This window comes from Myxococcota bacterium (assembly GCA_035498015.1).
Taxonomy (GTDB): domain Bacteria; phylum Myxococcota_A; class UBA9160; order SZUA-336; family SZUA-336; genus VGRW01.
Window position 1 is genome coordinate 1 of record DATKAO010000158.1, and the last position, 11,530, is coordinate 11,530.

Annotated in this window: 12 protein-coding genes; 6 read left to right on the forward strand and 6 right to left on the reverse strand. The window is 70.5% G+C overall.

The window, feature by feature from the left end; all coding sequences use genetic code 11:
- Window positions 1–52 precede the first annotated feature (52 nt).
- Both VMR86_14430 and VMR86_14435 read right to left on the reverse strand, forming a co-directional pair.
- A complete protein-coding gene (locus VMR86_14430; GenBank protein ID HTO08242.1) occupies window positions 53–2,119 on the reverse strand; it encodes a M3 family metallopeptidase in 2,067 nt (688 codons plus the stop codon).
- Window positions 2,120–2,149: 30 nt separating this feature from the next.
- Entirely contained in the window at window positions 2,150–3,580 is a 1,431-nt protein-coding gene (locus VMR86_14435) for a hypothetical protein (GenBank protein HTO08243.1), read from the reverse strand.
- A gap of 113 nt (window positions 3,581–3,693) precedes the next feature.
- Here VMR86_14435 and VMR86_14440 point away from each other — a divergent pair, with 113 nt between their 5' ends.
- Window positions 3,694–4,143, forward strand: a complete 450-nt coding sequence (locus tag VMR86_14440) for an ester cyclase (protein HTO08244.1) — start codon at window positions 3,694–3,696, stop codon at window positions 4,141–4,143.
- On the opposite strand, the gene VMR86_14445 is transcribed toward VMR86_14440, so the two are convergent.
- Together VMR86_14445 and VMR86_14450 are read right to left on the reverse strand one after the other, a co-directional pair.
- On the reverse strand, window positions 4,140–4,754 hold the full coding sequence (locus VMR86_14445; protein ID HTO08245.1) for a hypothetical protein: 615 nt from the start codon (window positions 4,752–4,754) through the stop codon (window positions 4,140–4,142). The genes VMR86_14440 and VMR86_14445 overlap by 4 nt on opposite strands.
- Window positions 4,755–4,822: 68 nt before the next feature.
- Window positions 4,823–5,749 (reverse strand): NAD-dependent epimerase/dehydratase family protein, encoded by a 927-nt coding sequence (locus tag VMR86_14450; protein HTO08246.1) that lies wholly within the window; start codon window positions 5,747–5,749, stop codon window positions 4,823–4,825.
- A 41-nt stretch (window positions 5,750–5,790) separates the two neighbouring features.
- On the opposite strand from VMR86_14450, the gene VMR86_14455 reads away from it, so the two are divergent.
- On the forward strand, window positions 5,791–6,495 hold the full coding sequence (locus VMR86_14455; GenBank protein HTO08247.1) for an alpha/beta family hydrolase: 705 nt from the start codon (window positions 5,791–5,793) through the stop codon (window positions 6,493–6,495).
- Window positions 6,496–6,509: 14 nt separating this feature from the next.
- Entirely contained in the window at window positions 6,510–7,046 is a 537-nt protein-coding gene (locus tag VMR86_14460; protein HTO08248.1) for a hypothetical protein, read from the forward strand.
- 4 nt (window positions 7,047–7,050) lie between these two features.
- Here the strand turns inward: VMR86_14460 and VMR86_14465 are convergent, their stop codons facing one another.
- Complete coding sequence (locus tag VMR86_14465) at window positions 7,051–8,571, reverse strand: hypothetical protein (protein HTO08249.1); 1,521 nt, start codon at window positions 8,569–8,571, stop codon at window positions 7,051–7,053.
- A 30-nt stretch (window positions 8,572–8,601) separates the two neighbouring features.
- Between VMR86_14465 and VMR86_14470 the strand changes: the two genes are divergently transcribed.
- The 3 genes from VMR86_14470 to VMR86_14480 all read left to right on the forward strand — a co-directional run bounded on the left by VMR86_14470 (window position 8,602) and on the right by VMR86_14480 (window position 11,156).
- Entirely contained in the window at window positions 8,602–9,279 is a 678-nt protein-coding gene (locus VMR86_14470; protein HTO08250.1) for an MBL fold metallo-hydrolase, read from the forward strand.
- A gap of 135 nt (window positions 9,280–9,414) precedes the next feature.
- Window positions 9,415–10,194: an electron transfer flavoprotein subunit beta/FixA family protein gene (locus VMR86_14475; protein HTO08251.1), complete on the forward strand. Its 780-nt coding sequence runs from the start codon at window positions 9,415–9,417 to the stop codon at window positions 10,192–10,194.
- Window positions 10,194–11,156 (forward strand): electron transfer flavoprotein subunit alpha/FixB family protein, encoded by a 963-nt coding sequence (locus VMR86_14480; GenBank protein ID HTO08252.1) that lies wholly within the window; start codon window positions 10,194–10,196, stop codon window positions 11,154–11,156. Before VMR86_14475 ends, VMR86_14480 begins: the two co-directional genes overlap by 1 nt.
- Before the next feature lie 3 nt (window positions 11,157–11,159).
- On the opposite strand, the gene VMR86_14485 is transcribed toward VMR86_14480, so the two are convergent.
- A partial coding sequence (locus VMR86_14485) for a hypothetical protein (GenBank protein HTO08253.1) occupies window positions 11,160–11,530 on the reverse strand: 371 nt, incomplete at its 5' end.

An 11,530-nucleotide genomic window follows, 5' to 3' on the forward strand; every position in this document is an offset into this window, starting at 1 on the left:
CTGCTTCGCGAGCTTTTCGCTCCGGAGTCAGTCGCGGTGGCCCGTCAGGGTGTCACGCCGCGAGCCCGTAGTGGCGCAAGAGCGCGTCGGTCTTCGGCTCGCGTCCGCGGAAGGTCTTGAATACCTCCATCGCGGGGGCGCTGCCGCCCAGGCCCAGCACCGTGTCGCGGTAGCGGCGGCCGGTGACTCGCAGCGCGGCGCCGTTCTCGAGCCCGGCCTCCTCGAACGCCGCGAAGGCGTCCGCCGAGAGCACCTCGGCCCACTTGTACGAGTAGTACCCGGCCGCGTAGCCGCCCGCGAAGATGTGACCGAAGCTGCACAGGAAGCGGTCCTCGGGCAGCGGCGGCAGCACGGTGGCGCGCTTCGCCACCTGCTGCTGCACGTCGAACGGAGTGACTCGTCCTCCGGGCTCGTACGCGTCGTGCAGGTCCAGGTCGAGCAGCGAGAAGAACAGCTGCCGCAGCATGTCGGAGCCGGCGCGATAGGTGCGCGCGGCGACGAGCTTCGCGAACAAGGCATCGGGCAGCGGGGCGCCGCTTTCGAAGTGGCGCGCGAAGCCGAGCAGCGTCTCGCGGTGGTAGCACCAGTTCTCCATGAACTGACTCGGCAGCTCGACGGCGTCCCACTCCACGTTGCGGATGCCCGAGGCGAGCCCGTAGTCCACGCGGGTCAGCATGTGCTGCAGCCCGTGGCCGAACTCGTGGAACAAGGTCTGCACCTCGTCGAAGCTCATGAGCGAGGGGCGGTCGCCGACGGGCGGCGTCTGGTTGCAGACGAGATAGGCCACGGGCAGGCGCACCCCGTCGCGCAGGCGCGTGCGCCCGAGACACTCGTCCATCCACGCGCCCCCGCGCTTCTCGGCGGGCCGCGAGTAGGGATCGAGATAGAACGACGCCAGCCGCGCGCCCGACTCGTCGGCGACGCGGAAGAAGCGCACGTCGGGGTGCCACACCGGCGCCTCGCCGTCGGCGGCGCGAATCGTGACTCCGAAGAGTCTCTCGGCCAGGCCGAACAACCCCTGCAGCACGGCCGGCAGCGGGAAGTACGGGCGCAGCTCCTCCTCGGAGTAGGCGTATTTCGCCTCGCGCTGGCGCTCGGCCCAGTAGGAGACGTCCCAGTGCATGAGCTCGCGGGTCTCGCCCTGCCCGCGCGCGAAGTCGCAGAGCTCCGCGAGCTCGCGCTCGGCGGCCGCGTACGAGACCTTGCGCAGCTCCTCGAGCAGCTTGCGCACCGCCGCGACGTCGGGGGCCATCTTCGACGCGAGCGAGAGCTCGGCGAAGTTCGCGAAGCCGAGCAGCTTCGCCTCTTCGATCCGCAGCGCGAGGATCTTCCCGATCAGCGCGGTGTTGTCACTCGGGCCGGAGCTCGCGCGCGCGATGTTCGCGCGGTACAGGCGCTCGCGCAGCTCGCGCGAGCGCAGGTGCTGCAGCGCCGGCACGAGCACGGGCAGATCGAGAGTGAGTCGCCAGGGCCCGGCCGCGGCCGTGGCCCCTGACTCGCCGGCCGTGCGCGCCGACTGCGCGGCGACCTCGAGCGCGCTCTCGGGCAGGCCCTCGACGTCGGCCCGGTCGCGCAGCACGAGCGAGAAGGCCTTGGTGGCGTCGAGCACGTGGTTCGAGAACGCGGTCTGGTGCTCGGCGAGCTCGGTCGCGATCGCCTGGAAGCGCTCGCGCGCACTGCCTTCGAGCGCCACGCCGGTGAGCCGAGCGTCGCGGATCAGGAGCTTCACGATCCGCCGCTGCGCGGGGTCGAGCTGCGCGAAGGCGGCGCTCTTCTCGAGCGCGACCAGCGCCTCGAACAGCGGCTTGCTCTGGGCGACGCGCAAGCCGAACACCACCACCTCGGGCTGCACCGCCTCGTGCGCGGCGCGCAGCTCGGTCGAGTTCCGCACCCCGAGCAGGTGACCCACCGCGCCCCAGCGCGTGCCGAGCAGGTCGCCCATGCGCTCGAGCGGGTCGACCACGCCGGTCCAGGTCGGCTGCACGCTCTGCTCCAGCGCCTCGAGCTCGCCGCCGAGCTCTGCGAGCAGCGCCTTCATTGCCGGCTCCACGTGCTCGGGCCGGATGGCGTCGAACCGGGGCAGGCCGTCGGGCGACGGGGCCAGCAGGGGATTCTCCATGGTCGGCTCCTTCCGTCCGGCGTGGGACGTTCAGAAGCGGATGGTGTAGGAGACTTCCCGACCGGGGTCGAGCGAGGGCGCGATCACCTCGATCCAGGCGTGATCGGCCGAGATGCGCAGCTGCGGACCGGAGCGGAAGCGCGGCGCGCGCTCGACGCGCGCCGTGTCGGCGCCGCCGGGGAGATACACGCGCGCGGTGACTCCCCGGGCCTCGGCCTTGCCCGCGTTCGAGAAGTGCACGCGCACCCGGTCGCGCGCCAGGATCGCGAGGTCGGCACGCACGGCCGAGCGCGCGCTCCACCACGCGGCCAGCTCGTCGGGCCTGGCGAACCAGGCACCGCGCTCGTACAGCTCGCGACTCACCCGCGCGTAGAGCTCCTTGCGGCCGGCCTTCGCGCGCCATTCCGGATCGGCGCGCAGCGAGTACACGCCGCCGAGTCTCTCGGCGCGCTCGTAGCCGGCGAGCAGCTCGCGCATCAGCGCGGAGCCCTGTGCCGCGGCGTCGGCGCGAGCCTCGGGGATGGCGACGAACGGCGCGCCGTCGACTTCATAGAGCGCGGGCAGCGCGCGGTCTTCGGGCGGGACCGAGGCGTAGCGGCAGCCGGCGTGCGCGAGGCCGCGCAAGAGCTCCGGCTCGGTGCGGCCCGACTCGAGCCGGCACGTGGAGGCCGGCGAGCTGGAGTGACTCGCAGCTTCCACCAGCACCGCGCACGGCCGGCCTTCGGGCCAGGCGCGCAGGTCGAGCACCGGCTCACGCAGCGCCCAGCGCAGCGCGTTCTCGGCCAGCATGCGCGCCGGCTCGCCGTCGGCGATGCGCGCGGGCGAGACACCCAGCCAGGCCACCGCCCCGCCGCGGTGGATCATGTGCAGCGCGGCGCCGCCCGCCGCGTTCCAGGCGAGCGCGTCACTCGAGCTCGCGGACAGCCCCCGGCCGCCGGTCTCGACCGGCAGCTCGGCGCCGGCTGGAAAGCCGGCCACCAGCGGGCTCGTGCTGGTGACACGCAGCCGGGTCGAGCCGCCGCCCAGCTCGACGAAGCGCTGGCCCGGGAACAGCCGCTCGAGCGCGCCGCGGCCGTCCGTGCCCTTCTCGCCCGTGCGGCCCGCGAGCACCACGCCGCCCCCGAGCTGCAGGTAGGAGTCGAGCGCCGCGAAGTCGGCGTCGTCGAGCGCGGGCTGGTCGGCGAGGATCCAGGCCGAGTAGCTGCGCGCGGGGATCTCCCCGAGCGCAGTCACCTCCGAGACCTCGAGCTTGCGGCCGAGCGCCGCCGCCGCGGCGCGCCAGGCGTCGGAGCGCCCCGCCGAGTCACTCGCGCCCGGGCGGTTCTTCTTCAGCTCGACCAGCGCGATCGGCCGCGGCGGCTCCGTCGCCGCGCGCTTGCGCACACGCGACAGGGAGGCGTTGTGCACGATGCCCAGCGTGGCGAGGCCGAGCAGCAATGCCGCGGCGATCGCCCCCAGCACGAATGGCCGCGTCGATCCCCGTTGATACCCGCCTGGCGCCCGCATCTCGCTGACTTGTCGGCCGCGGCGGGCATAGAATTGCGCTCCTGGGACGCGAGATTCGGAGGGGCACGGTGACCGTCGAAGAGCGAAACCTGTCGGTGATTCGCCGTTGGCTCGAAGCGTGGAACCGCCACGACGTCGACGCCGCGGTCGCCCTGTGTGCCGAGGACATGGTGAACCACGGCCGGAAAGTGGGTCGCAAGGGCGCGGCGTTCGTCATGCGCGACATCCTGACGACCTTTCCCGACCAGACGATCACCGTCGAGAACATGGTGGCCACGGGCGACGCAGTGATCTTCCGCGCCACCGTGACCGCGACGCATCTGGGCACCGGCCGACTCCCGGTCGATGGCGGTCTCTTGATGGGCGTGCCGCCGACCGGGAAGCGCTACTCGAACCAGCACATTCACTGGTTCACGCTGCGCGAGGGTGAGATCCTCGAGCACCGCGCGAATCGCGACGACATCGGCATGATGGTGCAGCTCGGCCTGTTGCCACCGCCGCCGCCGTTCCCGGGCTAACGCCGGTGGACGTCGCTCACTCGTCCGGATCGAACACGAGCGCCGGCTGCGAGCGCGATACCGATGGCCCAAAGGAGCGGGAGAGCGGGCTCGGGAAGGCTGCTCGTGATCAAGAAGTGCGGAGCGAAGTTCTGAATGGCGAGAAAGTGGATAGTCACGGAGTCTGCGGTGTGGGAAGCGGTCACCCCGACGTCGGGAGTGGGCGACAAGTCCAACACGTAGGAGATCTGTTGAGCGGCCTCGGGAGCCGTGAAGTTCAGGTCGGTGATCGTGAGGTCCCATCCCACGCACATGCACGCGCCTGGGGCCCCGACGACCGAAACGGCGAGCTCGCGACCCGTGATGTCGACGGTGACGTCCCAGAGGAACGGCCCCGGCTCGAAGTACGGATCTCCGATGACTCCCGTGAACTCGGGGCCCGCACCCACGACGGATGACGAGGCGAACTGCGAGACCACCACGCTTCCGCCGAGCGAGTCGTGCGCATACGACGACAGCTCCGCGTGGATCGTGTCCCCGTCGAAGCTGAACGGGTCTGCGGCAGCATGACCTGGGGTGACTGCCGCTGCGATCAGACCCAAGAAGAGGAGGACGCCCGCTCGAGATTCCATGATCGTCGAATCTTATCACCCGGGTGACCGAGTGTGAGTCAAAATCCCCTGGCCAGCTTCGATCTGCGTCAGTGCCGCAGTGACCGGAACGACTCCTTCAGCCCGAACAGCGGGCGGAAGCCGGTCTCCTTCGCGAAGCGCTCGCCGGCGATCGTGCACGGGTACTTGATGTAGTCGATCGCGCCGGGCGGGATGCGCACCAGGCCCAGGCGGAAGAGTCGCGCGAGCAGCGGACGCGCGATCGGCTCGGGCAGCGCCAGCGGGCGGCCGCCGGTCTCTTCGATCGCCACGCGCAGGGGCACCTCGCCCGGGCCGGTCACGTTGTACACGCCGCGCAGCCGGCGAGTGAGTGACATGGCGACCGCCTCGACCAGGTCCTCCTCGTGCATGAACTGCAGCATCGGGTTGAAGCCCATCATGACCACCACGCGCGGCCCGCGCAGGTAGCTCACGATCGAGTTGTCGCTGTAGTAGCCGAGCGTCGGCACCGGCCGCAGGATCGAGGTGTGGATGTCGGGGTGCTGCCACATGAAGGCGGTGGCGAGCGAGTCGACTTCGACCAGGTCGCGGATCTCGGGGTAGTTGCGGCCCGCGAGCAGCGGGTGGTCCTCGGCCACGAAGCTCGGGTTGTCGGGCAGCGCGCCGTACACGTAGCTGGTGGACAGGACGCACAGCTTCTTCACGCCGTAGCTGCGGCAGTGGTCGAGTAACTTCCGCGTGCCGCGGACGTTCACGTCGAAGCGCTGCGTCGCCGGTCCGCGGAAGTGCCGTACCGTTCCGAGATGCACGACGGCATCCGGGAGCTCCTTGCGCAGGGCGTCCTCGAACGCGCGCGCGCGCACGTCGGTCCGGTAGAACGGGGCGCCTGCGGGCCGGCGCTCCCACTCGTCGGTGTCGACTCCCACCACGCGCATGTCGCGAGAGAGTCGGCGGGCGAGCAGCCGCCCGTGCCCGCGGGCGACCCCGACGATCAGAACTTTTTCCGAGCTAGCCACGAGCGGCGCCGAATGGGGGGTGTGTTATAAGAAGGCCTCCGATGGACACGAACGTCAAGTTCGAGACCATCCGGATCCCCGTGATGCCGGAGGTCCAGGTCACGGGCGTCGTCGCCACTCCCGAGTGGTGGCCGAGCGGCCAGAGGATCGGCCTCGTGATCGCACACGATGCGACCGGAGGCAGGGACGAGCCGACGCTGGTGGCCATTCAGGAGGCGCTATCGGCCAAGGGCCATCTTACCCTGCGCTTCGCCTTTCCCTTCGCGGAGGAGAAGAAGAAGCGCCCGGATCCGCCCGCGGTGCTCGACCGGGCGTTCCGCGCCGCGGTGCAGGCGGTGCTGTCCGACCCCGAGAACGCGCCCGCGCGCATGCTGGTCGGGGGCATCGGCCTGGGCGCGCGCGTCGCCACGCGCGCAGTGTCTCAGGGGCTGAAGGTCGACGCGGCGTTCTCGTTCGGCTTCCCGCTGCACCCGTCCGGCAAGCCCAGCCACCAGGACGTGGACTACCTGTACCGGGTCATCTGTCCGCTCTTGTTCGTGCAGGGCGCGCGTGACCCGCACTGCCGCATCGACAAGCTCGAGGAGCTTTTGCGGCGCATCGGCGCCCCTACACGTTTGCATGTCATCTCCGACACCGGACCGGGGCTCGAGCCCGTGAAGCGCGCCGGGAAGACCGTCGAGCAGGTGCGCGCCGAAGCACTGACTCACCTCGAGGCGTACATCCTCGAGGTGATCGGACGCGGCTGAGCTACCCTCTCGGCGTGGCCGAGGGCGAGACGCGACCGGGTCTGATCGGCGGACTGCTCGAGCGCGAGCGGCGACTCATTCCGCGCCTCGAGGGCGTGTTGTACTTCAAGCCCGAGGTGTACCGCGAGATCGAGGCCGATCACCACGCGATCCCGCAGTCGATCGCGGTGGTGGTGGGCACGTCGGTGCTCGTGGCGCTGGGCCAGGGCGGGCTCGTGTCGGTGTTCCTGGGCCTGGCGGGCTCGATCGTGCTGTGGGTCTCGGCGACGTCGCTCTTGTGGGTGGTCGCGCGCTTCGCCGTCGACGCGCCCGTCGAGTTCTCGAAGCTCTTGCGCTGCACCGGCTTCGCGTACCTGTGGTTCGCGCTCGAGTTACTCGCCAGCGTGCCCTTCCTGGGCGAGTTCTTCGCCTGGGCCGCGGTGGCGCTGGTGATCGCCTCGTTCGTGGTCGCGACGCGCGAAGTGCTCGAGATCGACACCGGCCGCGCCGCGCTGATCTGCGCCACGGCGCTCGGCGTGCCCCTGTTCGTGCTGGTCTGGCTGGGCGGCTGACCCGTCAGCCGAGGGAGAACACGTTCGGCGCGTCGCCCGCGCCCGGTGACACCGTTCCGCGTAGCCCCACGCCCTCGACCTCGAGCAGGCGGCGGAACAGCTCGTCGCTCTTCTCGCCCTGCGCCACGCTGCGCCGGCCGTCGGGCAGGCGCAGGTAGAGCACGCTGCGCTCGGGCTTGTTGTCGCGGTCGAACATGACCGTGTAGGTCTCGACCTGGACCGCGCCGCGGGGCGAGTCGACCAGCGCCGGGCCCTCGAAGTCCTCTGGCGTGAGTGACTCGCGGCTGGCGCGGCCGGCGGAGCCCGCGATGCGCGCCGGGTCGGTCGAGAGCACGGCGATCGCGTGCTTGGTCGCGCTCATGCCGAGCCCCGACACCCAGCCCACGCGGCCGCGCCCGGCGCGCAGCCCGAGCACGGTGTTCGCGAGCCCGTGCATGGCGTAGTTGTTGCCCGGGCCGCCGTGGTGCGCGAGCCCGCCGGTCTGCGTGGGGCTGCGCCGGTCGGTGGTCGTGAGTCCCAGCGCGTCGAGCGCGAACTCGACGGCGCACGGGAAACACGAGTACAGGTCGAACAGGTCCACGTCGCCGACCGAGATGCCCGCCCAGGCCTGCGAGGCGCGCGCCGCTGCGCGGTACGCGGGGCTCGAGGTGAGGTCGACGCGTTCCGCCGCGCTCCAGCCGTCGGTGGCGCTGGCGCCGCCCAGGAAAGTGACTCGCTTCTGCTTGGCGATGCCGAGCCGGTCGGCGGCGCGCTCGCTCATCACGATCGCGGCCGCGCCCTGGTCGACCTCCATGATGGCGTTCATGAGCTTCGGGTACGGGAAGCCGATCCAGCGGTTCTTGGGGCCGACCGTGCGGATCTCCTCGGCCGTGCGCGGCTCGGGGAACCACGAGAAGGGATTGCGCACCGCGACTTCCGAGTATCTCGCCATGAGCTCGGACACGTGCTTCTGGTGTGACTCGATCGAGCGGCCCGCCTTCGCGCGCAGCGCGTTCTCGTACAGCGGATACATGTCGACCGGCTGGCGCATGCCGTGGCGCAGCTCGAGCGCGTTGGCGAACGGCTTCATCTTGCCCACGAAGCGCGGCAGGCCCTCGCCGCCCGGCGTCCAGTCGAGCTTCTTGCTCTCGGCGCGCGCACGGCGGCGGCTGTAGACACACTCGGCGCCGGCGATCAGCGCCAGCTCGAGCTCACCGTCGGCGATGCGCGTCGCCACGTCGTCGAGCAACAGGATCGGGCCCTCGCCGCCGCCCGGCGGCTCGAGCTTCTCGCGCGGCTGCGCGCCGACGAGCTCCGCGACGCGCCCCGGCAGGTCGTCGTACGACCAGGCCATGGGCGGGATGGCGCCCACGAAGTCGGCCTCGCGCAAGAGCTCCGGCCGACCCGCATCCGCCGCGGCGCGCTCGAGCGACGTGGCCATGAGTCGCGCCGGCTCGAGCGGATTCCACTCGGCCGAGTCGAGCCCCGGCCGGTTCCTGACTTGTCCCACACCGACGATCACCGCGCGCGTCTTGCCGTTTGACATGGCCCCTCTCCCGCCCCAGGGTAATACCACATGGACGACGAGCTTTTCCTCGAGCAGATCGAGTGCGGACCGATGCAGAACTTCGTCTATGCCGTCGGCTCGCGCGCCACGCGCGAGGTCGCGCTCGTCGATCCCGCCTGGAACGTGTCGGGCATCGTCGAGCACGTGCGCAAGCAGGGGCTCGAGCCGGTGTGCGCGCTCGTGACCCACTACCACCCCGACCACGTCGGCGGCCGCATGATGGGCCAGACGATCGAAGGCCTGTCGGAGCTGCTCGAGCTCAAGGGCATGAAGATCTACGCCAACCGCCACGAGGCGGACGGTGTGCGCAAAGTCACCGGCATTTCCGAGACCGACCTGGCGCCGGTCGACAGCGGCGACGTGGTGCGGATCGGGAACGTCGAGATCGAGTTCCTGCACACGCCGGGTCACACGCCCGGGTCACAGTGCTTCCGCGTGAAGAACGCCCTGGTGTCGGGCGACACGCTCTTCATCCAGGGCTGCGGCCGCGTCGACCTGCCGGGCAGCGACCCCGACGAGATGTTCAACAGCCTGCGCAAGCTCGCGTCGCTGCCGGACGACACCGTGCTCTACCCCGGTCACGACTACGGCGGCGGCCCGCACCGCACCCTGGCCGAGACCAAGCGCATGAACGCCTATCTGCGGATCCCCGATCTGGAGACGTGGCGGGAGCTGATGGGCGGTTAGGGCGGGGCGAGCGAGGGCCGCCCCCAGCGAAGTTGCACGGGACGCGCCCCCTGCCTTAGAGTGCGCCGCGACCCCCTTTGGGCGTGCCACGGGCACCCCATTCGTACGGACCCTTCGCACGGAGTTTTGCCCCTCATGAAGATCCTCGTCTGCCTGAAGCAAGTGCCGCACAAGGATGCGCGGCTCGAGCTCGCGCCCGACGGCAAGTGGATTTCGGACGCGAACATCAAGTTCGAGATCAACGACTACGACAACTACGCGCTGGAAGAGGCGCTGCGGGCCAAGGACAAGGACCCCGCGACCGAGGTCGTGGTCGTGACCGTGGGGCCGGACCGCGTGCAGCAGTCACTGCGCACGGCGCTGGGCATGGGCGCCGACCGTGCGGTCCAGGTCTGGGACGACGGCCTGGCCGGCGCCGACTCACTCACCATCGCCAAGACCGTGGCGGCGGTGGCGAAGGCCGAGAAGGCCGACCTCGTGCTCATGGGTCTGATGTCGGACGACACCAACTATTCCCTCACGGGCCCGATGCTCGCGGCGCTGCTCGGCGTGCCGCATGCGACCGGCATCGTGTCGGCCAAGGTCGACGGCGGCCAGGTCGAGGTCGAGCGCGAGCTCGAGGGCGGCGCGCTCGAGGTCGTGAAGCTGCCGCTGCCGTGTCTCTTGACCGCGCAGACCGGCATGAACGAGGTCCGCTACGCCTCGCTCAAGGGCATCATGCAGGCCAAGAAGAAGCCGCTCGACAAGAAGTCACTCGCCGACGTCGGTCTCTCCGCGGGCGCGGTCGCGCCCAAGACGAAGATCGAGAAGATCTACACCCCTCCCAAAGGCGCGGGCGCGGAGATCCTCTCGGGCTCGAAGGACGAGGTCGCACAGAAGTTCGTGGGCAAGGTCAAGGAGCTGGGGCTGCTCTGATGGCAAAGACACTGATCGTCGCGGAAATCCAGAAGGGCGCGCTGCGCGAGTCGACGCTCGAGCTCGTGACCCTGGCGCGCAAGCTCGGGGGCGAGGTCGTATCGCTCGTGATCGGCTCCGGCGTGGGCGGGGTGGCGGAAGACCTGGCGAAGAAGGGTGGCGGCAAGGTGCTGCTGGCCGACGACGGGTCACTGGCGAACTACAACCTCGACGGCTGGACGCGCGCCATCGGCAAGGCGGTCGAGAGCGAGAAGCCCGAGCTGATCCTGATCTCGAACACGCCCATCGGCTGGGACATCGCGGGCGCGCTCGCGGCCAGGCTCGACTGCGGCATCGTGAGCGACGTGATCCGGATCGAGCCGGACGGCGGCGAGCTCGTGTTCGTGCGCCGCATGTTCAACGCCAAGTTCGACGCGCGCTTGCGCGTGAGCGGCACGCCGCGCATCGCCACGGTGCAGCCCGGCGCCGCCGAGGCCTACACCGGCAGTGACTCGGGCTCGGTCGCGAAGCTCGACGGCGTGGGCGGCGATGTCCGCACCAAGTTCGTCGAGATCCGCGTTGCGCCGGCCGGCGGTCACGACCTGACCAAGGCCGAGATCATCGTCTCGGGCGGCCGCGGCCTGCAGAAGCCCGAGAACTTCGACGCGGTGCTCAAGCCCCTGGTCGAGGCGCTCGGCGCGCAGATGGGCGCGTCGCGCCCGGTGGTCGATGCGGGCTGGCTCCCGCACGAGTACCAGGTCGGCAGCTCGGGCCAGATCGTCTCGCCCAAGCTCTACGTCGCGGTCGGTATCTCGGGCGCGATCCAGCACCTGGTCGGCATGAAGAGCTCGAACTTCATCATCGCCATCAACAAGGACGCCGACGCGCCGATCTTCGAGGTCGCCGACGTGGGGATCGTCGGCGACCTGTTCGAGATCGTGCCCGCGCTGGTCGGCGCGGTGAAGGCCGCGAAGGGCTCCTAAGAGTCAGGCGCCGTCGAGGTTGCGGAAGCGCAGCAGGCGTTTCTCGACCCGGCTCGCGTCGAACGCCGGGTTCTTCGCGCGCAGGAGCGCGAGATCGCGAGCCATCTGGTCGTGGATCTCCAGGCGCGGAAGCCAGCACGCCGAGAGAACGTACGCCTCGCCGGCGTAGACGACCTCGCCCGCGGCGACCGTGACGTCGGGCCGCCACGGCGGCTCGCCCCAGTCCAAGAGCAGACCGACCGGGATCGGCTCGACGACCCAGCGCCCCGGCGGAAGTGCCAGCGCGTACAAGTGACCCGGGTGGTCGGCGAAGTCACTCTCGGCCTCGCTCGAGCTGACCTCGAGCTGCGGCGGCGGGGGGTCGCCTGCCGGCC